The organism is Vibrio sp. EJY3, assembly GCF_000241385.1.
GTDB lineage: Bacteria > Pseudomonadota > Gammaproteobacteria > Enterobacterales > Vibrionaceae > Vibrio > Vibrio natriegens.
In genome coordinates, this window is record NC_016614.1 from 437912 (window position 1) to 459458 (window position 21547).

21 protein-coding genes and 1 pseudogene are annotated in these 21547 nt (G+C 45.4%); 14 read left to right on the plus strand and 8 right to left on the minus strand.

What is annotated here, in order from left to right; all coding sequences use genetic code 11:
- The first annotated feature begins 64 nt into the window (after positions 1-64).
- Both VEJY3_RS17920 and VEJY3_RS17925 read left to right on the plus strand, forming a co-directional pair.
- The gene (locus tag VEJY3_RS17920; protein WP_014233824.1) at positions 65-1591 is read left to right on the plus strand and encodes a bifunctional ADP-dependent NAD(P)H-hydrate dehydratase/NAD(P)H-hydrate epimerase; all 1527 of its coding nucleotides are present in this window, start codon (positions 65-67) and stop codon (positions 1589-1591) included.
- A 412-nt stretch (positions 1592-2003) separates the two neighbouring features.
- On the plus strand, positions 2004-3047 hold the full coding sequence (locus tag VEJY3_RS17925; RefSeq protein WP_014233825.1) for a GMP reductase: 1044 nt from the start codon (positions 2004-2006) through the stop codon (positions 3045-3047).
- A 123-nt stretch (positions 3048-3170) separates the two neighbouring features.
- Here the strand turns inward: VEJY3_RS17925 and VEJY3_RS17930 are convergent.
- Positions 3171-3455, minus strand: a pseudogene (locus VEJY3_RS17930) (hypothetical protein); the annotation flags it as partial.
- Positions 3456-3527: 72 nt separating this feature from the next.
- Complete coding sequence (locus VEJY3_RS17935) at positions 3528-4460, minus strand: LysR family transcriptional regulator (protein WP_014233827.1); 933 nt, start codon at positions 4458-4460, stop codon at positions 3528-3530.
- A gap of 152 nt (positions 4461-4612) precedes the next feature.
- Between VEJY3_RS17935 and VEJY3_RS17940 the strand changes: the two genes are divergently transcribed.
- The 10 genes from VEJY3_RS17940 (at position 4613) to VEJY3_RS17985 (ending at position 14193) form a co-directional block, all read left to right on the plus strand.
- The gene (locus VEJY3_RS17940) at positions 4613-5530 is read left to right on the plus strand and encodes an alpha/beta hydrolase (RefSeq protein WP_014233828.1); all 918 of its coding nucleotides are present in this window, start codon (positions 4613-4615) and stop codon (positions 5528-5530) included.
- 148 nt (positions 5531-5678) lie between these two features.
- Positions 5679-5966 carry a DUF1330 domain-containing protein gene (locus VEJY3_RS17945; RefSeq protein WP_014233829.1) on the plus strand — a complete coding sequence of 96 codons (288 nt, stop codon included), beginning with the start codon at positions 5679-5681 and terminating at the stop codon, positions 5964-5966.
- A gap of 75 nt (positions 5967-6041) precedes the next feature.
- Complete coding sequence (locus VEJY3_RS17950; protein ID WP_014233830.1) at positions 6042-6680, plus strand: SDR family oxidoreductase; 639 nt, start codon at positions 6042-6044, stop codon at positions 6678-6680.
- A gap of 144 nt (positions 6681-6824) precedes the next feature.
- On the plus strand, positions 6825-7655 hold the full coding sequence (locus VEJY3_RS17955) for an SDR family oxidoreductase (RefSeq protein ID WP_014233831.1): 831 nt from the start codon (positions 6825-6827) through the stop codon (positions 7653-7655).
- A gap of 128 nt (positions 7656-7783) precedes the next feature.
- Positions 7784-8917, plus strand: coding sequence for an NADH-dependent flavin oxidoreductase (locus tag VEJY3_RS17960; protein ID WP_014233832.1), 1134 nt, complete (start codon positions 7784-7786; stop codon positions 8915-8917).
- Positions 8918-9229: 312 nt separating this feature from the next.
- On the plus strand, positions 9230-10357 hold the full coding sequence (locus tag VEJY3_RS17965; RefSeq protein ID WP_014233833.1) for a low temperature requirement protein A: 1128 nt from the start codon (positions 9230-9232) through the stop codon (positions 10355-10357).
- A 265-nt stretch (positions 10358-10622) separates the two neighbouring features.
- Complete coding sequence (locus VEJY3_RS17970; RefSeq protein ID WP_014233834.1) at positions 10623-11537, plus strand: alpha/beta hydrolase; 915 nt, start codon at positions 10623-10625, stop codon at positions 11535-11537.
- Positions 11538-11613: 76 nt separating this feature from the next.
- Positions 11614-12552, plus strand: a complete 939-nt coding sequence (locus VEJY3_RS17975; RefSeq protein ID WP_014233835.1) for an alpha/beta hydrolase — start codon at positions 11614-11616, stop codon at positions 12550-12552.
- 106 nt (positions 12553-12658) lie between these two features.
- Complete coding sequence (locus VEJY3_RS17980; RefSeq protein WP_014233836.1) at positions 12659-13276, plus strand: flavodoxin; 618 nt, start codon at positions 12659-12661, stop codon at positions 13274-13276.
- 17 nt (positions 13277-13293) lie between these two features.
- On the plus strand, positions 13294-14193 hold the full coding sequence (locus tag VEJY3_RS17985; protein ID WP_014233837.1) for an AraC family transcriptional regulator: 900 nt from the start codon (positions 13294-13296) through the stop codon (positions 14191-14193).
- Between the two features lie 68 nt (positions 14194-14261).
- On the opposite strand, the gene VEJY3_RS17990 is transcribed toward VEJY3_RS17985, so the two are convergent.
- The 6 genes from VEJY3_RS17990 to VEJY3_RS18015 form a co-directional block, all read right to left on the minus strand.
- A complete protein-coding gene (locus VEJY3_RS17990) occupies positions 14262-15029 on the minus strand; it encodes an IclR family transcriptional regulator C-terminal domain-containing protein (RefSeq protein ID WP_041170465.1) in 768 nt (255 codons plus the stop codon).
- A gap of 144 nt (positions 15030-15173) precedes the next feature.
- Entirely contained in the window at positions 15174-15962 is a 789-nt protein-coding gene (locus tag VEJY3_RS17995; RefSeq protein WP_014233839.1) for an alpha/beta fold hydrolase, read from the minus strand.
- Between the two features lie 13 nt (positions 15963-15975).
- A complete protein-coding gene (gene pcaF / locus VEJY3_RS18000) occupies positions 15976-17178 on the minus strand; it encodes a 3-oxoadipyl-CoA thiolase (RefSeq protein ID WP_014233840.1) in 1203 nt (400 codons plus the stop codon).
- Positions 17179-17186: 8 nt separating this feature from the next.
- Positions 17187-17963 (minus strand): CoA-transferase subunit beta, encoded by a 777-nt coding sequence (locus VEJY3_RS18005; protein WP_014233841.1) that lies wholly within the window; start codon positions 17961-17963, stop codon positions 17187-17189.
- Positions 17963-18778 (minus strand): CoA transferase subunit A, encoded by an 816-nt coding sequence (locus tag VEJY3_RS18010; protein ID WP_014233842.1) that lies wholly within the window; start codon positions 18776-18778, stop codon positions 17963-17965. Before VEJY3_RS18010 ends, VEJY3_RS18005 begins: the two co-directional genes overlap by 1 nt.
- Before the next feature lie 306 nt (positions 18779-19084).
- Positions 19085-19987 (minus strand): LysR family transcriptional regulator, encoded by a 903-nt coding sequence (locus tag VEJY3_RS18015; protein ID WP_014233843.1) that lies wholly within the window; start codon positions 19985-19987, stop codon positions 19085-19087.
- 128 nt (positions 19988-20115) lie between these two features.
- Here VEJY3_RS18015 and VEJY3_RS18020 point away from each other — a divergent pair, with 128 nt between their 5' ends.
- Together VEJY3_RS18020 and catC are read left to right on the plus strand one after the other, a co-directional pair.
- Positions 20116-21234, plus strand: a complete 1119-nt coding sequence (locus tag VEJY3_RS18020; protein WP_014233844.1) for a muconate/chloromuconate family cycloisomerase — start codon at positions 20116-20118, stop codon at positions 21232-21234.
- A gap of 18 nt (positions 21235-21252) precedes the next feature.
- Complete coding sequence (gene catC / locus VEJY3_RS18025) at positions 21253-21543, plus strand: muconolactone Delta-isomerase (protein ID WP_014233845.1); 291 nt, start codon at positions 21253-21255, stop codon at positions 21541-21543.
- Positions 21544-21547: the final 4 nt, after the last annotated feature.

Genomic DNA, 21547 nt, shown 5'->3' on the forward strand with positions numbered 1-21547 from the left:
GGCATCCACATTGGGTGCCTTTTTTGTATACTTATTTTGTGTGCTTGTGACGAAGAATGTGGTTATGGACTTTAATCTTGCTTTAAAACTTTATACAGCAGAACAAGTCAAAAATGGTGAAGTGATTGCTGCGCAGATGGCTGGCGTTTCAATGTATAGCTTGATGCAACGAGCTGGGATGGCTGTTTACGAGCAATTTCTGCATCTCTACCCCAGAGCAAAGAATGTATTGGTCGTTTGCGGTAAAGGCAATAATGGTGGAGATGGTTATGTTTTTGCTTCTCTCGCTAAGCAAGCCCAACTCAATGTGAAGGTATTTCAGCTTGGAGATACTTCTTCACTTACTGGCGATGCTCGCTGTGCTTACGAAGATTGGCAAACCGTTGATGGCCAAAACAGCAGCTGGGATGACTGGAACACCGCATTACTTGAAGCGGATGTCATCATCGACGCAATACTGGGGACAGGGTTGAGCGGTGAAGTGAGAAAAGAGTATCGCCGCTATATTGAGCAAATTAACCAAATTCTGTGTCCGGTCATTTCAGTCGACATTCCCTCAGGATTATGCGCCAACACGGGCTCTGTGTTAGGTGATGCAATATACGCAAACCACACGGTTACTTTTATCGGTGTCAAACAAGGTTTAGTGACGGCCCAGGCGAGAAGTCATGTGGGTGAATTGCACTTTCGTGGCTTGGGCGTCAATGTAGAGTTTGACTCTATAGAAGAGGAGAGTGCACTAGGTATCGATCACAAAGTCATCCCTCGACTTTTACCTCCACAAAAACCAACCGCTCACAAAGGCGATAACGGTAAATTGCTTTGTGTCGGTGGCAATCTCGGAATGTCCGGCGCGATTCGCTTCTGTGCTTCGGCTGCTGTGCGCAGTGGGTCGGGACTGACGGCAGGGATAACCCATCCAACGAGCCTAATGCCACTGCAAATCGCTTGCCCAGAAGTGATGAGCCAAAGTATTACCGCTGATGAGTTGCGGAATACCGAAAATGAACTGACTAAGCGAATTAGATGGGCTGATGCGTTAGTTTTTGGCCCTGGATTTGGCGATGATGAGTGGGCATACCAAGCTTATCAATATTTGTCTCAGCCGCATAAACCGAAAGTCGTCGATGCCGACGGGTTGAATATACTGGCGATGCTCAGCCAGCGTTATGATGGAACGTTAGTATGCGATAACCAACGAGTGATGACCCCACATCCGGGAGAAGCCGCGCGTTTGTTAAATGTGACCACGCAAGACGTTGAACGTGACCGGTATTCAGCCGCTAGGCAGTTGCACGAACGTTTTGGTGGCGTGGTGGTACTGAAAGGCGCTGGGACGCTCATTTATGATGGCATACGAATGTATGTTTGTCTGGCTGGTAATCCGGGGATGGCAAGCGGAGGGATGGGAGATGTGCTCTCTGGTGTTATTGGTGCGTTGCTGGCGAAAGGTATACCAATCTCTATCGCTGCCAGATTAGGCGTCATGATCCATAGCCACGCGGCGGATATCAATGTGAACCAATATGGAGAGCGAGGATTGTTAGCCAGTGATGTCGTAGAAACGCTTCGCTTTGCCATGAATCCATGAAATTTTGGTCCGATTTTGTGAAAATCTTTGTATTTCAAGCTGCCTATTAGGCTATTACTCGTGTGGAATTTGATGGATTTGAGATATGAAACGTCTGAATCTGGTCACTGAGACGCAACGGTTTGCGCAATCGTTTGAGAGCCATGACATTTTAACTTGTTGAATTTGTTAAATAAGAAAAAAAATTGATGGTTTTAGCGGTGTTTTTGATATGCGATTTTCAAGATGGTAACACAAAAAAATTTCAAATATCAGACTTGTAGGAAATAAATCACAGCCTATAATGCTGAAAACCGGAGCGTCTGCCAACGCTCCGGTTTTTTTGTGTCCGAAGAACAGTGAACTCGTCTGCCAACGACTTCACTACGCACTCTGAGATGACACATAGACATATGAATCAAGGAATTACACAATGCGTATCGAACAAGAACTTAAGTTAGGTTTCAAAGATGTACTGTTTCGCCCGAAACGTTCTACCCTTAAAAGCCGTTCTCAAGTAAATTTAACCCGCGATTTTACATTCAAGCATAGTGGTCGTCAATGGTCTGGTGTGCCTGTAATTGCAGCGAACATGGACTCGGTTGGTAGCTTTGAAATGGCTACTGCGTTAGCTGAGCATGGTGTAATGACAGCAGTGCACAAGCACTACACAGTGGAAGATTGGGCGGAGTTTGCGAAATCAGCAGACAAAGCAACGCTGAACAACGTGATGGTGTCTACCGGTACGTCGGATGCAGACTTCCAAAAAACCAAAGACATCATGGCACTTTCTGATGAGTTCATTTTCATCTGCGTTGATATCGCCAATGGTTACTCAGAGCACCTCGTTGAGTATGTAGAACGCGTACGCGCAGAATTCCCAGACAAAGTTATCTCTGCTGGTAACGTTGTTACTGGTGACATGTGTGAAGAGCTAATTCTTGCTGGTGCAGACATCGTTAAAGTGGGTATTGGCCCAGGTTCAGTTTGTACGACACGCGTTAAAACCGGTGTTGGTTACCCGCAGCTTTCTGCAATCATCGAATGTGGTGATGCGGCGCACGGCCTTGGCGGTATGATCATCGGTGATGGTGGTTGTTCTTGCGCTGGTGACGTTTCTAAAGCATTCGGTGGCGGTGCAGACTTCGTTATGCTTGGTGGTATGCTGGCTGGTCACGAAGAGTCAGGCGGTGAAGTTATCGAGAAAGATGGCAAAACCTTCATGAAATTCTACGGCATGTCTTCTCAGTCGGCTATGGACAAACACTCAGGTGGTGTGGCTAAGTACCGCGCAGCTGAAGGAAAAACCGTACTATTACCTTACCGTGGTAGTGTTCACGGCACTATTCAGGACATCCTTGGCGGCGTACGTTCAACTTGTACATATGTTGGTGCAGCAAAGCTTAAAGAGCTAACGAAGCGCACGACGTTCATCCGCGTACAAGAACAAGAGAACAACGTATTCGGTAAAGAGTAAATCGACTGAATATCGGAAAAATAGAATAATTAAGAGCCGCATTTAGCGGCTCTTTTTTTGCCCTAAATTTGCCTAATGGCGACAAAGTGGCGACAGAGCTCTAAAAAATTTTGTGGCGACAGGCTATAAATTGCTAAGAGGGTTACGGGTAATTACATTAGATAAATGATCGCGAGCGAAGTGTGCGTAGCGCATTGTCATCGAGATATCAGCATGGCCTAATACGTCGCGCAGAACCAGAATGTTGCCACCGTTCATCATAAAATGACTGCCTTTTAATTGTGCGGCTTCGTTCCAACGCGCACCAGTGGATAAACATAGCTTAACAATTTCGAGCATGTCAGTTCGTTCGTGTTGGCCTGCGAGAGAGAGTAAATCGCGGATTTGTTCTGTAGTGAGGAAAGCCAGATCAACATGCTATACGAAAAGCACCGCCGACGCAGTGCAGCAACTTCATCAGAGACAATCCTAGTATAGGGATTACTTTAGTGACGATTTAAGAAGTTCACGTTTTTCGACCAAGAAATCCATTAGGGCACGTATTTTTTTAGGCATGTTCTCTCGTGAAGGAACGTAAAGATAAAATCCGGGAAAAGGCCGACACCAAGGAGTAAGGACTCGCGTTAATGCTCCTTCTTCTAAATGTTTTAATACCCACAAATCAATGTGCTTAACCAATCCGACCCCTTGTATAGCGGCCTGTAACATACTGTAATCGTCATTAAACACGGCACTCCCTTTCGGTTCATAAATGACCGTGTGTTTCTCTTGACCTGGTGATGTCAGAGACCAGTGGTCTATCGTTCCACTGGAGGTGAATCGGTACGCGAGACAGTTGTGTGCTTCTAAGTCATTTGGATTTTTGGGGATACCATGTTGCTTGAAGTAAGAAGGGGAACCCACAATCGCATTTGTTAAAGAGGGAGTAATGGGAACCGCAACCATATGTTCCTCTAAACTGACTCCCAAACGGATTCCCACATCGACACCTTCCGCGACGATGTTCGTAAAGCCATCTTCCATAATCAGCTCTAAACGTATCTTGGGATATAGCGTCAAAAACTCGTTTAGATGTGGCTCGATAAGAAGCCTAGCTGCCGTTCTAGATGCACTTATCCGTATCAAGCCTGAGGGTTCAATATGAGATTCATTCAACTCATTGACAACCTGTTCAATACTCATAAGTGATGGGTGCAAAATGTCGAGTAAACGCTGGCCTTCCTCTGTCAGCGACATGTTACGTGTGGTGCGATTTAACAAACGGACTTGTAGCTGTTGCTCTAACCCTTTGACATGTTGTGATAGGGCTGCGCGCGTTACCCCCATTTCAGAGGCTGCTTTGGTAAAACTGCGATGACGAGCAACATGTGCAAACCACGTCAACGAAGAAACAAGAGAGGGTTCAATTGGCATATTCAGAGCCTAGCAAAATAACATTTGTAAAGTATAGCTAAACAGTCATGTAGGTAAAACGATATTTATCAAACACAGTCCATTCATTAAGATTACCTCGAAGCTTACGTCATCCCATGACGAACAGTTAACCCCTACAGGAGAATTCCGTTATGTCTAAAGTCACTTTCAAAAATCTAAATGGTCAAGGTATTGAAATTTCTGCCGTCATCAATTTCCCGAAAGACTTTGATGAAAGCAAGCAATATGCAGCAGTCGTTGTGTCACACCCAGGCGGTGGTGTGAAAGAACAAACAGCGGGTCTGTATGCAAAAAAACTGGCTGAAAACGGTCTAATCACTGTAGCGTTCGACCGCTCATACCAAGGTGAAAGCACGGGTGAGCCTCGTCAGATGGAAAATCCTTATAAGAGTACGGAAGATGTTAGTGCGGTCGTTGACTACCTAACCACTCTGGCTTATGTCGACAATGACAAAATTGGCGCTATGGGCATTTGTGCAGGTGCTGGCTATAGTGCAAATGCAGCCATTAATGACCGCCGAATCAAAGCCCTAGGCATGGTAAGCGCAGTTAACATTGGCCAAATGTTCCGTAATGGTTGGGAAAACAATGTCCAAGACGCTGATGCAGTGGGCTATTTAGAGTTTGGCTCTAACGCTCGAACCACGGACGCAAGTAGTGGTGAGTTCGCGATTATTCCTCTTGCTCCGATGCGTGAAGAAGATGCGCCAAATGAAGAGCTCCGTGAAGCATGGGAATACTACCACACACCACGTTGCGCGCATCCGAATGCACCAGGTTTTGCATTAACACGTAACCTAAACCAAATCATTACTTATGACGCATACCACAAAGCAGAAGCGTTTCTGACTCAACCAATTCTCGCGATTGCAGGCAGTGTTGCAGGCAGTAAATGGATGAGTGACGACTTGATTGAACGTGCGGCGAGTGCAGATAAAACATTGTATGTGATTGAAGGTGCGAACCACATGTCGCTGTATGACGTACCAAAGTATGTCGACGAAGCCGTATCTCAACTGGTCCCATTCTTCAAAGATGCGCTGAAATAGTCATCATCGATAAATGGATTAGGCACTGACACTGATAATTCTGTGTCGGTGCTATGAACAAAAGCTAGGTCGTCTTCCTCAAACGAGGTTTCTTCTAGCAAAGAATCTGTGTGTTAACCACTCTATCTTTTTTCAGAGAGGCGTCATTATGCCAACTTACGTTATTTTTACTCGTGAGAGTACGACGGACCAGAGTTCTTTGGACAAGTACATGGAGAATGTGCGTCCTACCCTTGATGGCCATTCTGTAAAAGTGCTTTCTGCTTACGGAAGTCAACAAGCATTAGAAGGACAAGGGCCGGAAGGTGTCGTCCTTTTAGAGTTTCCATCAAAGTCGGATGCGTTAGCCTGGTATCACAGTCCAGATTACGCGGACGTTGTGAAGTATAGATTTCAGGGAGCTCGATACCGAGTTGTTATGGTTGATAGCAATTAATATCTCCATAACTCAAATTTAATTCAGGCAATAAGCAAATATTAAATCCTATTTAGAAATTAAAGGAAATTAAATATGAGTAATGTTCTTGTTCTTGGTGCCAGCGGACAGATAGCGCAATGGGTGGTGAAATCTTTGACTAACCAACCAGAAATTAATCAAACGTTGTTCTTACGAAACCCTAAAAAATTAGCCGAATTTGACCCGGCCCAAGCTCAGATCGTAGTGGGTAACGTGCTCGATCGTGAATTACTTAAATCGTCAATGTCAGGCCAAGATATTGTCTATGCCAACCTAATCGGTGATGACCTAGATAAACAAGCAGAAGCTGTTATCGATGCGATGCAAGAAACTGGCGTGAAACGACTTATATTTGTTCTGTCTCTGGGTATCTATGATGAAATCCCCGGTGAGTTTGGTGAGTGGAACGACAACATTATCGGTGAGCCGCTGAAGTATTATCGCCGCGCTGCTGATGCCATTGAAGCCTCTGGTTTAGATTACACCATCTTACGTCCTGCTTGGCTGATGGACGAAGACGAAGTGGATTATGAAATCACAGAGAAGGGGCAGCCTTTTAAAGGCACTGTCGTCTCACGTAAGAGTGTCGGTGATTTGATTGCTAAAGTCATCGTAAATCCAGATCTGCACATTGGCGCGAACCTAGGTGTAAATAAACCGAATACTGACGCCGATAAGCCGTATTTCATGTAAATCACAACATGCTTCTGAGTCACTCCTCATTATCCAGAACGGCAATAGGAGTGACTTTCGACCGGATTTTTACATTAGCAACCGCAATAGCAGGCGAGACACTTGTACGCGGGAACTAATCATACGCAACAAATAGGAGCCATCATGAGCCGCATTTGGTTTGTAACGGGTACTTCCCGTGGTATGGGAACAGATATTGTTAAAGCCGCATTGGAACAAGGCGATAAAGTTGTGGCGACAGGCCGCAGTTTGAACCGATTGAGAGAAGTGTTTGCTGACGCCCCAGCAGATAGAATTCAGCTATTGGAATTAGACGTTACGAGCGAGTCTCAGGCACAACAAGCAGTAAGTGAAGCAGTCAAACGTTTTGGACGGATTGATGTGCTGGTTAACAACGCCGGTTACTGTTTACTGGGACGATTTGAAGAGGCAACTTCAGAACAAATAGAAGCGCAGTTTGGCACTAACGTCTTTGGCATGGCCAATGTCTTGCGTGCTGTGCTGCCAATCATGCGTTCACAAGGCAGTGGTCGTATTTTTAATACATCTTCCATTGCTGGAGTGAAAGCAGTGGCAAATGCAACCTTCTACTCGGCATCAAAATTTGCTGTTGAAGGGATGACGCTCGCTTTAGCGGATGAAGTTGCCCCATTTGGCATACAAGTTACGGCGATTGAACCTGGTTTTTTCCGTACAGAATTTCTCAATGATTCATCAGCGAGTTACGGTGAAAACCAAATTGAGGATTACTTACCTTACGGCCACGCACGAGAGTTGTTAAGCGCTGCGGACGGTCAGCAGCAAGGAGATCCAGCGAAATTAGCCAACGTAATCATGAGAGTCGCAAACATAGAAAAGCAACCGAAACAGCTTTTGATTGGCAATGATGCCATTGATTTTGTGACGCCAACGTTGGTGTCTCGCTTGGCTGAAACGTCGCAATTCGCAAGCTTAACTCAATCCACAGATTTTTAAGAACAAGTCTGTTTGAAAGTAGTGACGTTATCCGAGACAGAATGACTCACTCACTGAAAAATATTTTTAATACCATTGCTGATGAATGTCTTAATGATTAACGATGTAATTAGAGGTTTTAGTTACTAATGATTGACCCAATATTTCAACCTTTTACTTTTGCTAACGGTATCACCTTAAAAAACCGTGTTGTGATGGCACCGATGACTACTTGGTCATCCAATGAAGATGAAACCATTTCTAATGAAGAACTGGCGTATTATCGATCGCGTGCTCATGGGGTCGGTTTGGTGTTGACGGGGTGTACCCACGTGCAACCCAGCGGCATTGGGTTTACTCATGAATTTGCCGCGTATGATGATCGCTTTATTCCAAGCTTGCGTAAACTCGCTAGCGCAGCAAAAAGCGGTGGCGCAACAGCGGTATTGCAACTGTTCCACGCAGGTAATAAAGCAGTGCCAGAGTTGATCCCAAACGGTGAACTTGTTAGCGCCAGTGCCGTTGCAGCGCCCAAAGGGCCTTTTAATGATGGGAAGCTGGCGAGTCGTGCATTAACGGAGCAAGAAATACTTGATGTAATTCGTGACTTTGGTGAAGCCACGCGCCGTGCTATTGAGGCAGGTTTTGATGGCATTGAGCTGCACGGAGCGCACGGCTTTTTGATCCAGAACTTCCTTTCACCATTATTCAACCAACGAACCGACAAATGGGGTGGCACACTCGAAAATCGAATGCGTTTTCCTCTAGAGGTGGTTCGTGAGGTTCGTCGTGTTATTTCGGAATATGCTGATCGTCCTTTCCTGCTCGGTTATCGTATCTCGCCAGAAGAACCTGGAGAAGGCGCGCTTCACATTGACGATGCATTAGCCCTTGCAGATCAGTTAGCGAATGAAGGTCACATCGATTACCTCCACACGTCTTTATACAATATCCTTTCAGGGACATCTCAAGAAGACACCACGGGTAAAACTACCGCAGAGCGTTTTGTCGAAGTGATTGCTGGACGAATCCCTCTGATGGCAGCGGGAGAAATTCGTACGCCAGATGAAGCTCGTGAGGCTGTGAAAATGGATTTGCCGATGGTAGTGGTTGGCCGTAGTTTGGTGATGAACCCTAACTGGGTTGAAATGGCTCAGACTGGACAGGAATCAGAAATCAAGATGCAGTTAGATTCATCCAGTAGTGCTAAAGCGTTACAGATCCCAACTAAATTATGGGAGGTAATTAACGCTACGCCAGGGTGGTTTCCTGTAAACGCATAGCTCACCGTTAGGTGTTGAATTGTTCACGCATGCATTTAATCCCATCATTAAACGATCCTAATTTAGGGTCGTTTTTGTATGTATTCAGTTGAAATTGTGTTCCCAAACACTTGAAAGAGTAAGTATATGAATTATGTCTGATTCGAAAGGAATTTAGGCTAGTTCAATAATCTGATGCCTTGGAAAATGGCCGAGGTAACACCTATCCTTTAAATTCACCCAATTACGTGAAACCCTTAGAAACTTAGGGAAAAACTGTATCGATACCCTAAGAGACTAAAGTAATGCCGCATATTATTTAGGTACTCATCAATGCAAAAAAAAGAAGAATATGAAGTCGCGCCATTGGAGTTATTTTTTGATCTGATTTTTGTTTTCGCACTAATTCAATTATCACACCATCTCGCAGAGCATTTAACTTGGAGAGGTGCAGCTGAAACTGCAACGCTACTAATAGGTGTGCTTTCAGTCTGGTCATACACCAGTTGGGCAGCAACGATGATCCCAGTACATCGCGGAACCAGTACTATTATGTTGCTGGTTGTGACACTGCTGGGATTGATGATGAATGCTTCCATAGGGGCAGCGTTTAGTGATTCGGCCTGGAGCTTTGTGATACCAATGCTTGTTATTCAGGTTGGCCGAACAATTTGGACTATCAACAATTCACCCACAACAGAATACAAGCAACACTTTAAGGCGGTTTTGATTTGGTTGGTATTAGTGTCGCCACTATGGATTATAGGTGCTTTAACAGAACCAGAGACGCGATTGCTTTGGTGGGGGGCGGCTGTCCTTGTTGACCTAATTGGTTCCTATCTTGCTCACCCTATTCCAGGGCATCGTATCAATTTTGAACAACTTCCTTTTGATGCGGAGCATATGCTGGAAAGATACAATTTGTTTGTGATCATTGCTCTTGGTGAAACCATCTTGATGGCTGGAACATCTATCGCGGAGCATCCGACTGATTTCATGACTCTCTTTACAGGAAGTTCAGCGTTGATGATCACAATGTCTTTATGGGCGTTAGCCTTTGGGTCGATACAAAAACATACAGAAGAGTACGCCAAAGTCACAATAAATCCGGTTGGGATAAGCCACTATGCGATGAACGCTTTAATGGTTATGGTCGCGAGTCTCATTGTTTTGGCGGTAGGTAACGAAAAAACCATCCATCATCCAATCGAGCATGCTTCTTTATCAACAGGGCTTATGATTTCACTAGCGCCTGGAGTCTTTCTGATGATGCAAGGATTGTTTTTAAAAACCATGTTGAACATAAAGTCACTCTTGCATTGGGTTGGTGGGGTTACTACTGGGTTATCTGGTTTTTTGATTCTGTGGTTGCCACCATATGCTGTCATTTTTATTGTTGGGTTGGTACTAACCTGTCTTGCACTTTTAGATTGGCACTACAGACACAAAGAAACAGTGTAACTATCAATGTAATAGCAAAATAAACAATGTTAAATCTTCATGATGGTAAGTTTTTTATCTTAATTTTCATTAGGTTAAGTCGGAGTTGTTTAAGGTTTGATGTGAGTGCTAATGATGTTTTGTCATTTTAGGCAATCATCGTCTCGTTTTGTGCAAACAATCAATTGCGTTGCTTCCTATACTCATTCGTAAGTCAAGAGCACAGACAACCGCTGGATACCCAGCTTCTCTTGATAACAATGAACTCTAGTTAGGAGCAATGCACATGAACAAAGTCAACTTCCCAAACACCAATGGCCTGGATATTACGCTAGCCGGTTTGATTAACTTTCCTGCTGACTTCGACAAGAGTCAACGCTATCCAGCGGTTGTGGTTTCTCATCCGGGCGGCGGTGTTAAAGAACAGACCGCTGGTACCTACGCTAAAAAACTGGCTGAACACGGTTTTATAGCTATCGCCTACGATGCCTCTTATCAAGGTGAAAGTACTGGTGAGCCTCGTCAACTAGAAAATCCACACGTCCGAACTGAAGATGTAAGCGCTGTGATCGATTACCTAACCACACTGGATTACGTCGACAACGATCGTATTGGTGCGATGGGTATTTGTGCTGGTGCTGGTTACACAGCGAATGCAGCGATAAACGACCGTCGAATCAAAGCGGTTGGTACGGTGAGCATGGTGAACATTGGTCAGATGTTCCGCAATGGTTGGGATAACAATGTTAAGGATAGTGATGCGCTTCCTTATATCGAAGCCGGTTCAGGTGCCAGAACATCAGATGCAAGTGGTGCAGAAATCGCGACCATTCCAATGGCACCAATGAAAGAAGAAGACGCACCAAACGAAGAACTGCGTCAAGCGTGGGAATACTACCACACTGACCGCGCGGCTTATTGCACCGCACCAGGCTTTGCAACAGCACGCAGCTTGACCCAAATCATTACCTACGATGCGTTCTTCAAAGCGGAGGCATTTTTAACGCAGCCACTTTTAACTGTTGTGGGCAGCGATGCGGGTAGTAAATGGATGAGTGATGACCTGATGGCGCGAGCAGCAAGTGCTGACAAACAAATGCATGTCGTTAACGGGGCAAATCACATGGATCTTTATGATGGTGAATCTCCAATTGCGGAAGCTATCGGTGTGTTAGCGCCTTTCTTCCAACGCACACTGTAAACAAATCTAAGTTAATTCTCGATATTAGGCTCAACTAGCTTGAGCCTATGTTTAGATTAAATGGAAATTGATGATTATGAATACTAAAAAAATCACCTTTAAAAATGCCGATATGGCGTGGGATATGTCAGCGTTAATTCTGTTACCTGAAGGGTTCGATGAATCAAAACGTTACCCAACGATGATCAGTGTCCACCCTTTTGGTAGCTGTAAAGAGCAAACATCCAGTGCGGTATATGGCAAAGCGTTGGCTGAATTAGGTTACGTAGTGATCGCTTTTGATGCGAGTTTCCAGGGAGAGTCTGGCGGACTTCCTCGCTATGTTGAAGATCCAAGCCAACGTGTTGAAGATATCAGTCGTGTCATCGATTATGCAGTAACCTTACCTTATGTCGACGATGAGCGCATTGGTGGCCTTGGTATCTGTGGTGGAGGTGGCTACATCTTAAGCTCAGCGCTGACTGAAAAACGCTTGAAAGCGGTTGTTGGTATAACACCGGTGAACGTAGGGCGCTTGTTCCGCGAAGGATTCAGCTTGTATAACCCAATTGGTGCGCTTGAAGCGATGGCCGCTCAGCGTACGGCCGAAGCTCGCGGCGCAGAGTTGCAAGTCAATGAACTTCTTCCTCCAAGTCCTGAGTTTGCGAAAGAGAACGGACTAACAGAACGTGACGTATTCGAAGCGACGGATTATTACAAAACGCCACGTGGGCAGTCTGAGGGTGGGGCAACACGTATGTTGTTCTCTCACGCACAAAAAACTTTGAGTTGGGATGCGTTTGCCTTTGCGGAATCGTTGATGACTCAACCAATGATGGCTGTTGTTGGTCAAAAAGTCGGTGCATTCGGTGCATTTCGAGATGGACAGGAAATCTTTGGTCGAGCGGTTGCATCGAAAGATCGCCAACTAGTGGATTTGGAAAACTGGTCACACTACGAGCTGTACGACCATCCAGAAGCTGTCGGAATGGCAATGGAAAAGGTTGCTCCTTTCCTTGCTACACATCTCAAGTAAATTGAAATTAAGAAGCGTTTTTCCACAACAGGTGAGCGCTTCTGTTTTTGTTTTAATCATTCTCTTTCAGAAAGTTATCTCTGTTTAAGTATATAGGTGAGTGACTATGATCCGATGGATAGGCATTGTACTGTTAATAGCTGTAGTAGTGGTATTTGTGGTTGCGTTCGTGGTCACTCGTGTCGAAAATGCACAACATTCTGCAAACCAGCAACTACAAGAGCGTCGGGCAACAGCTAGGGATAAACAGGCTACAACAGCGGTTGTGGTGTTTTCCCGGTCTGGCAACACTGGAATCCTTGCCAACCATATTGCAAATAAAACTAACGCTAATATTTATGAAATCACTGCGAACAACTATGAGCTTGGCGTCCCTGGATTGATCAGTGCATTAAAGGACGCGCGGAGCAACGTGGCAGATATTATGCCTACGCGTATCGACCTTTCATCGTATGATACTGTCTATTTAGGCTCACCTATTTGGTTATACAGTCCGGCACCACCTATTTGGCAATTTGCATCAGATAACGATTTCACCAATAAACATGTCGTGTTGTTTAATACTTTCAACAGCAAGTTCGAGCAGCATTTCATTGATGAATTTGAGGCGTTGGTTCGATCTAACGGTGCAGTGAGTTTCTCTCATCAATATGTTAAGCGTGGAAGGATGGGTAGCCAGATTTCTACTGAGCAAATGCTTAAGATTTTTGATCAGAAACAGTGATGGTATAGGGAAAGGTTATGCTAACGACTCGCGGTAATGACAATATCCAAAGCTTGGCTGACAAAGCGTTCGCTTACGGAAAAACCGAAGGCGATCACAACACGAGTATCCAAGGTTTAACAGTGCATATCAGAAACAACCCAACGACACCTTTGCACTGCATTTACACTTTGAGCTTGTCCATGATCTTACAAGGGGCGAAACAATTAGCGATTGAAAAAGATGTGTTACCATGTGTTGCAGGACAATCAATGTTAACAATGTTTGATTTACCTGTCGTTTCACATGTAACTGAAGCAACCAGATATAATCCATTTGTTGCTGTTGTACTAAAACTCGATTATGAACTGATCATGCAGACCTGTGTTGAACTTGATCTTGATAAGCCTTCACGTGATGTGAAGTATAAATCAATATCAATCCATGATATTGACACGGGACTTAGCAATGCAATGACTCGTCTTATAGATTTGCAGAAAGAACCCATTTATCTTGATAGCTTAACTCCCCTGATTAAGAAGGAAATACTAACACGTCTTTTGTTAGGGCCTCATGGTACACACCTGCGACACTTAGCTTCAGCGGGTACGCCTAGTTCGCAAATACTAAATGTAGTCACTTGGATGAAGACAAATTTAACGAATAGTATGGAAATTAACGAGCTAGCTCAACGAGCACATATGAGTGCTTCTTCGTTTCGACAACACTTTAAGGCTTTAACAGGAACAAGCCCTCTTCAATATTTGAAAAACTTACGCTTGCAAGAAGCTAGAGACCAAATGTTATTAAACGGTTTAGATGCAAGCCAAGCTAGTGGTTTTGTAGGCTATGAGAGTGCTTCGCAGTTCAGTCGCGAATACAGTCGATTGTTTGGGCTGCCTCCTCAGAAAGATATTCAACGTTTACGTCAAGTGTAATACTAGGATTTGGTGCTACTTTGTTATATTTGTGACTGTGGGTTGGTGGCTAAGCTTGCTCTGCGGAGCTATGGCAGGGACATCGAAATTCGCTCTGCAGTGTTTTGTAGCACAGGAACAAACTCACTGATCATCCTATCTACGGTGGTCTTACTGGAGTGACAGCTTACATTCAGGGTTAATCGAAGCTTTCCGTTGCGGTTGAATACGGGAACTGCCACGGAACGTAGTCCCAGCTCTAGTTCCTGGTCATTGATGGCATACCCTTGTACGCGTACCTTGGCAATCTCTGCCTTTATTTCACTAGGCGATGTCAGCGTGTTTGGTGTCAACTGGATAAGATTGGATTGCGCTAACAGATGATCTAACTCTTCTTCTGGAAGTGCAGAAAGCAGAACTCGTCCCATCGACGTTGCATACGCCGGAAGTCTGGCACCGATCTGTAAGTTAAAAGCCATCAGAGGACGGACGGGGATTCGGGCGATATAAACGATATTTTCTCCCTCGAGTACAGCTGCCGAGCTAGACTCACCAAGCTGTTGAGTGACCAATTCTAATTGGGTAGAGACTGTGCCTCCGACATCCAATGTCGACAGGTAGGAGTACCCAAGTTCAAGAACCTTTGCTGTCAGGGAGAATCGATTGCCGTCGGTTTCAACGTAGCCAAGTTTTAGCATGGTCAGTAAGAAGCGTCTTGCTGATGCTCTGGATAGATCGTTTTTTTTGGCGACCTCTGTGAGGGTCATACTCATCGAATTAGGCTCGAATGAACGGATTACATTGAGTCCTTTAGCAAACGTAGTCAGAAAATCTTTATCAGAAGTGCTATGTTCCATCGTAATAGATCCAAAACCGAATAATTGTGCGATTATCGCACTATAGAAAAAGACAATCAATGTCTGTAAAGAAGGAAGAATGGTTGTCGTATCAATGAAAAAATCAGGCCTCGCCATGATCGTGGCGTGCCTGAATATTTCAAATCAACACATGTTCGATAGGAGTATTTTGCTAAACAATGCAGGATTTTCTACCGATGGGACGTGACCGATCTCATCGAGAATAATAGGTGCATTTGCTTCACTCAGGTCTGCCAGTTGCTGAAGTACCTGAGGAGGAGTCGCGACATCATCAGCGCCTCCAACCAAGACTAAATGCACAGCTTTGTTCAACGATTTCTGACGAAAATCGGTTTTTCCAAGCATTTCACATAGCAGCGCATAACTGCGGTTATCGCACTCAGTGAGTTGATGTTTCCAGACCTCAATCAGATCTGGTTGTTGTTGACAAGCCAGTTGGCCAAACCAGCGCGGTACTATTTGTTCCGCCATCAAGCCTAGCCCTTTGTCGCGTACATCTATGGAGCGGGCCTGCCAGTTTTCCGGTGTACCAATCACCGCGCCTGTGTTGGTTAGCACGGCAGAAATTACTCTCTCACTATGGTTGATCAGCAGTTGCTGTCCAATAACTCCACCAATGGATGTACCCACAAAATGAAAACGCTCTTCTCCGACTTGGTCGGCGAGCGCGAGCAGTTCTCCTGCCAAGTCATCAGGCATGATTTCTGTAGCATCTACTGCCAACGCCTCACTTTTTCCATGACCGGGAAGATCCCAGGTCACGACTTTAAAGTTCTGGATGAGGTAGGGAAGAACTCCGTCCCAGACGCTTTGATTCATTCCAAGAGGGTGCGCCAATATCAACAGCGGTTTCCCTTCTTCTCCATGGCTATGGTAGCAGATAGCGCGACCTTGATAGCTCATAAAACCCATGCGATCTCCTTGTTTAAGCTCGTTCGATAAGTGTCGCGATACCTTGTCCAACTCCAACGCACATCGTACATAGGGCATAACGTCCACCCGTTCGTTGTAATTGGTGTGCGGCTGTCATCAGTAAACGGGCACCTGACATACCTAAAGGATGTCCTAATGCAATAGCGCCACCATTGGGATTGACGCGAGGATCATCGTCTTCGATTCCTAATTCCCTTAACACCGCGAGCCCTTGCGCTGCAAACGCTTCATTAAGCTCGATAACATCGATATCTTGAATGCTTATTCTGTGTTTCTCCAGCAGTTTTTTCACCGCTGGCACAGGGCCAATACCCATTACTCGAGGCTCCACGCCTGCTGTTGCCATACCCAATATTTTGGCTACTGGCGTTAGGCTGTGTTGACTGACCGCGTCCTCACTGGCAACGAGCATGGCCGCTGCACCATCATTTACACCCGAGGCATTGCCTGCTGTAACACTTCCACCGTTGCGGAATGGGGTTGGCAGGGAGGTGAGCTTTTCCAACGTGCTTGGTCGTGGGTGTTCATCGGTATCGAATATTAACGGTTCTTGGCGTTTGCGCTGAATTTCAATCGGGACGATTTCTTGTGCAAAAATTTGGTCCGCAATAGCTTGTTGCGCTTTTTTCTGTGATCGAAAAGCAAAAAGATCCTGATCTTCACGTGAAACATGATAGGTTTCAGCAACATTTTCCGCTGTCTCTGGCATGGAGTCGACACCGTATAATTGTTTCATTAATGGGTTAACGAAGCGCCAGCCAATCGTTGTGTCTTCAATTTGTTGGGTTCGGGTGAATGCGCTGTCGGCTTTACCCATCACATAAGGCGCACGTGACATCGATTCCACACCACCAGCCAGTACCAAATCCATTTCTCCCGCTTTGATAGCCCGGAAAGCCGTTCCGACTGCATCCATCCCTGAGCCACATAAGCGATTAATCGTGGTACCTGGAACGGATGTCGGTAAGCCTGCAAGCAGAGCTGACATACGTGCGACATTTCGATTGTCTTCGCCTGCTTGGTTGGCCGAACCCATGATGACTTCGTCAATTGCTGCAGGATCCATATTGGGTGCTTGTTCTAAGACAGCTTTAAAAATTTGGGCTGCAAGATCATCTGGGCGAACACTTGCAAGGGCACCACCGAAGCGACCGATAGCTGAACGTCGAGGGTTACAAAGGTAAACATTAGTCATAGCGGTACTCACTCTTGGTTGGCATGTTGGCGCTGAGTTCTTTCTTTTAATTCACGTAATACTTTTAGTTCTAAGCTACTTGGCGCTGGTGTCGTTTCTAGGTTATCGGAAAACTGAATTTCCCAGCCAGTCGCTTCTATGACATCTTCTTGAGTCACTCCAGGGTGCAGCGACACTACTATCAATTCCTTGATTGCAGGGTCAGGGCGAAGGATACATAAGTCTGTGATGACAACCGTCGGGCCTTTGCCGAGATTAGGGACGTTGTCTCTTGCCTTTCCATCGCGACCGAAGCCTACAGTGGTGATGAAATCAACATCTTTTACAAAGGTACGTTTTGAATGCTTCACTGTGATAAAGACTTCTTTTGCATTGGTGGCAATTTCTGGGGCACCACCACCGCCTGGTAAACGCACTTTTGGTTCGCGGTAATCACCAACCAGAGTCGTATTCAGGTTTGCAAAACGATCGATTTGTGCCGTACCTAAAAATCCTACGCTGACATGACCACCTTGTAACCAATAACGAAACATTTCAGGAACAGATACGGTGCTCAATGCCGAGTGACACAATTCACCGTCACCTATCGACAATGGCAAAACGTTTGGCTTGGTCTGCAACGTCCCCGATTCATAAATAAGGGTAATATTCGGCGCATGAGTCAGTCGGGCAAGATTCGCGGCTTCACTTGGCAGGCCGATGCCGACAAAACAAGTCATGTTATCCGTTAGTGCACGAGCTGCGGTGATGCTCATCATCTCTGAAGACGTGTATTCAAAACTCATTATGCTTCTCCCTGTTCGAAAATGTTTTCCTGTAACCAAGCTTGGAAGCTTGTGCGGTCGCGTGATATGCCATCCCATTGTTTGTAGAAGCTGTTGTCGCGTTCATAGTAGCCCAAGGCATAGGAAGGCTTCGCACCTAAAGGAACGTGTGAAATAGCCGTGATTGCCCAAGAAGGGAGAACGCAAGCGTTAACTGAAGCATCGAGGTCATCAACAATTTCTTCGACTGTGACAATGCTACGCTTGGCTGCTAGAACGGCTTCTTTTTGCACACCGAGTATGCCTTCGATCAGTACATTGCCTTTTTTATCGGCTTTTTGAGCGTGAATGACTGTGACGTCTGGTCTAATAGAAGGCACGGCAGCCAACTGTTCGTTGCTAAAAGGGCAGGTAATGAATTTGATCTGTTCATTCACTTTTGGCAGGTCACTTCCTACGTAGCCACGGAATACTGCGAGAGGCAATCCAGCTGCACCAGCTTCATAAGCGCATGCCATTGCCGCATGGCTATGCTCAAAGAGTTCCAATTGATGTGGCCAGCCTTTTTCTACAGCGTCTCGTAGTCGGTGCAAAGATCCTACTCCAGGGTTTCCTCCCCAAGAAAAGATCAACTTTTTCACACATCCTGCGCCAATTAACTGGTCATAGACCAAATCAGGCGTCATACGAATTAACGTTAAATCCCTTTTTTCCTGACGGATGATTTCATGCCCAGCTGCGAACGGGATGAGGTGGGTAAAACCTTCCATCGCGACGGTGTCGCCGTGGAAAATATGCTTGCTTATCGCTTCTTTGAGAGGAAGGAACTCAGCCATAACAATGTCTCCTTACTGATTATGTGCTTCACGTTATTGTGCGTTATTCGAACTAATATTCTCTATTCGTACATAATGTTTGCTCAAAATATCAGCCATCGTCAAGTAAAAAGAATAAAAAAGTTCGAATATTGTTTTATTTGTGCGTATATCGAACGTTAGGCAAGTAAATGCAACCGAGAAAAATCGGGGGTATCGAGTGGTTTCAAAACAGAAGTATTTGTGAGGTGAAGTGTGTAGAAAGTGGCATTTAAGCCACATAATCGTTTGATGAATCGGGCAAAAGGTACCTAACCCATTTAAGGGTTAGGAGTATCGGCCCGTTCTGCGGTTTTCAACTAGCTCTTCCAAGATTGTGTTCACTAGTCGCATTACCGCGTTGATGTTTTCTCCTCTTCGGCGAGAGGCAATGACTTGTGTTTTGATACTGGTATCTTGGAGCCGGACGTACTCAATACCTTCTCGGTTTAGTTTACGTACCTGTTCCGGAACCAATGTAAATCCCATCTCTGAAGCAACCAAGGAAAGTGCGGTTTGTAAGTCATTGACTTGTTGGCTGACATTGCTTCTTAAACCACGGTTATAAAATAGTCCCTGAGTAAAATGAGCAAATTGTGCGCCGGGACCAGTGGGAAACGTGATCATTGGAATTTCGGCCAATTCTTGTAAGGAAGGGTTACTTTTCCCTAACTCATGGCCACTCGGAATTGCAGCTATTAACGGTTCCTCAAACAGCAGTTCCTGTTCGATTTCAGGGTCATCGATATGGACTCGGCCAAAGCCGATATCAATTTTTCCTGTTTTCAACGCTTCAATTTGGTCACGAGTTGTTAATTCATGTAACACGATTTCTAAATTTTTGTTTTTCCTTAGCCGTCTTACCATTAGTGGTAGCTGGCCGTAAAACACCGAAGGAACAAAGCCGATAGAAAATAATGTTTTGCGTTTTTTCGTTATCTGCTGCGTTCCTTCAATCGTCACCATCACTTTGTCGAGAATTTGTTTCGCATGAACTAAAAAGTACGCGCCGCCATCCGTCAACTCTAATCCCCGGGGCTTACGAATAAACAACTGAACACCAACTATTTCCTCAAGTTGCTTTATCTGCCTAGTTAGCGGCGGTTGGGCAATACATAGCTTTTCTGCGGCTCTGGTGAGATTTCCTTCCTCAGCGACAGCGACAAAGTATCGCAGGTGTCTTAACTCCATCATACCTCCTGGGTATTGCTCACTACTTATTTGATATTTGTATCAGCTCACTATTACACATAACCTTCACCAAACAAATGATTCACATCTCATTTACATATTGTTTAACAAAGTTACTTGGAGCCTATATGTCAGCAACCATTCATTCCATTGAGGCGAGTCTGATTGATATCCCAACAATACGTCCGCACAAGCTTTCCGTTACAACCATGGGCGTACAAACGATGGTGATTGTGCGGATTAAAGATTCTGACGGATTCGAGGGGATCGGCGAAGCGACTACCATTGGCGGCTTAGCTTATGGCCCTGAAAGCCCTGAGAGTGTCAAACTGACCATTGATACTTACTTTGCACCTCACTTCATCGGGCAGCCGTCTCACAACATCAATACCTTAAAGGTAAGGCTCAATTCTGCCATCCGGGGTAACAACCTGGCGAAGTCGGCGATAGAAACCGCTTTGTTGGATTTACAAGGGAAGCGCTTAAACCTCTCGGTATCTGAATTACTTGGCGGGGCAGTCCATCAACATCTCCCGGTTCTATGGACGCTAGCCAGTGGTAATACCAACCAAGATATCGATGAAGCACTGAGTTTAATAGACGCTCAGCGCCATTGTGATTTCAAACTCAAAATTGGTTCTGGAGCATTAAAAGATGATGTTAACCACGTCATTGCTATTAAACAGGCCGTGGGCGATTCGGCGAGTATTCGTGTCGATGTCAATCAGGCTTGGGATGAATCCAGCGCAGCTATTGCTATGGCGAAATTCACTGAAGCGGGTGTTGATTTGGTCGAACAGCCAACACCAATGAAAGACTTTGATGCTTTGGTTCGCTTGTCTCAGAAATTTTCCCTACCGATTCTAGCCGATGAATCAGTCGCAGACGCTAAGGATATGTATCACCTAGCGAAAGGCGGATTCGCAGGTGCAGTTGCTTTAAAAATCGCGAAAGCCGGTGGCCCAATCCAAGCCCTACAACAAGCACATGTTGCTCAAGCTGCAGGCATCGGATTATACGGTGGCACACTTCTAGAAGGCACGATTGGCACAGCTGCTTCCTTGCACGCTTGGTCAACACTAGAAACCTTGCATTGGGGAACGGAGATGTTTGGCCCGTTACTGATGAAGGATGACATCGTGACGAATCCACTCAACTTCCATCATAACGGCGTCGATTTACCGACAGGCCCGGGCCTCGGTATCGAGATTGACGAAGATAAATTTGCCTATTACCGCCGAAGCTAATTTTACGGAGAACCCCTCATGTTATTCAAAGTAGAAATGATCGTGAAAATTCCACACTCGCTGCCGGAAGATACGGTCGCTGAAATCAAAGCAAAAGAGAAGGCTTACGCACAACAACTTCAGCAATCTGGCAAGTGGCGACACTTGTGGCGCGTGGCAGGCAGCTACGCCAACGTCAGCATTTTTGACGTAAAAGATAACGCTGAACTGCAGGACCTAATAAGCCAGTTACCACTGTTCCCCTACATGGATATCAGTGTTTCCCCGTTATGCCGTCACCCTTCGTCCATTCACGAAGATGACCGATAAGTTA

Coding starts and splice junctions, on each gene's coding strand:
- VEJY3_RS17920 (WP_014233824.1), top strand. CDS start 65: ATGGACTTTAATCTTGCTTTAAAACTTTATACAGCAGAACAAGTCAAA.
- VEJY3_RS17925 (WP_014233825.1), top strand. CDS start 2,004: ATGCGTATCGAACAAGAACTTAAGTTAGGTTTCAAAGATGTACTGTTT.
- VEJY3_RS17935 (WP_014233827.1), bottom strand. CDS start 4,460: ATGCCAATTGAACCCTCTCTTGTTTCTTCGTTGACGTGGTTTGCACAT.
- VEJY3_RS17940 (WP_014233828.1), top strand. CDS start 4,613: ATGTCTAAAGTCACTTTCAAAAATCTAAATGGTCAAGGTATTGAAATT.
- VEJY3_RS17945 (WP_014233829.1), top strand. CDS start 5,679: ATGCCAACTTACGTTATTTTTACTCGTGAGAGTACGACGGACCAGAGT.
- VEJY3_RS17950 (WP_014233830.1), top strand. CDS start 6,042: ATGAGTAATGTTCTTGTTCTTGGTGCCAGCGGACAGATAGCGCAATGG.
- VEJY3_RS17955 (WP_014233831.1), top strand. CDS start 6,825: ATGAGCCGCATTTGGTTTGTAACGGGTACTTCCCGTGGTATGGGAACA.
- VEJY3_RS17960 (WP_014233832.1), top strand. CDS start 7,784: ATGATTGACCCAATATTTCAACCTTTTACTTTTGCTAACGGTATCACC.
- VEJY3_RS17965 (WP_014233833.1), top strand. CDS start 9,230: ATGCAAAAAAAAGAAGAATATGAAGTCGCGCCATTGGAGTTATTTTTT.
- VEJY3_RS17970 (WP_014233834.1), top strand. CDS start 10,623: ATGAACAAAGTCAACTTCCCAAACACCAATGGCCTGGATATTACGCTA.
- VEJY3_RS17975 (WP_014233835.1), top strand. CDS start 11,614: ATGAATACTAAAAAAATCACCTTTAAAAATGCCGATATGGCGTGGGAT.
- VEJY3_RS17980 (WP_014233836.1), top strand. CDS start 12,659: ATGATCCGATGGATAGGCATTGTACTGTTAATAGCTGTAGTAGTGGTA.
- VEJY3_RS17985 (WP_014233837.1), top strand. CDS start 13,294: ATGCTAACGACTCGCGGTAATGACAATATCCAAAGCTTGGCTGACAAA.
- VEJY3_RS17990 (WP_041170465.1), bottom strand. CDS start 15,029: ATGGAACATAGCACTTCTGATAAAGATTTTCTGACTACGTTTGCTAAA.
- VEJY3_RS17995 (WP_014233839.1), bottom strand. CDS start 15,962: ATGGGTTTTATGAGCTATCAAGGTCGCGCTATCTGCTACCATAGCCAT.
- pcaF (WP_014233840.1), bottom strand. CDS start 17,178: ATGACTAATGTTTACCTTTGTAACCCTCGACGTTCAGCTATCGGTCGC.
- VEJY3_RS18005 (WP_014233841.1), bottom strand. CDS start 17,963: ATGAGTTTTGAATACACGTCTTCAGAGATGATGAGCATCACCGCAGCT.
- VEJY3_RS18010 (WP_014233842.1), bottom strand. CDS start 18,778: ATGGCTGAGTTCCTTCCTCTCAAAGAAGCGATAAGCAAGCATATTTTC.
- VEJY3_RS18015 (WP_014233843.1), bottom strand. CDS start 19,987: ATGGAGTTAAGACACCTGCGATACTTTGTCGCTGTCGCTGAGGAAGGA.
- VEJY3_RS18020 (WP_014233844.1), top strand. CDS start 20,116: ATGTCAGCAACCATTCATTCCATTGAGGCGAGTCTGATTGATATCCCA.
- catC (WP_014233845.1), top strand. CDS start 21,253: ATGTTATTCAAAGTAGAAATGATCGTGAAAATTCCACACTCGCTGCCG.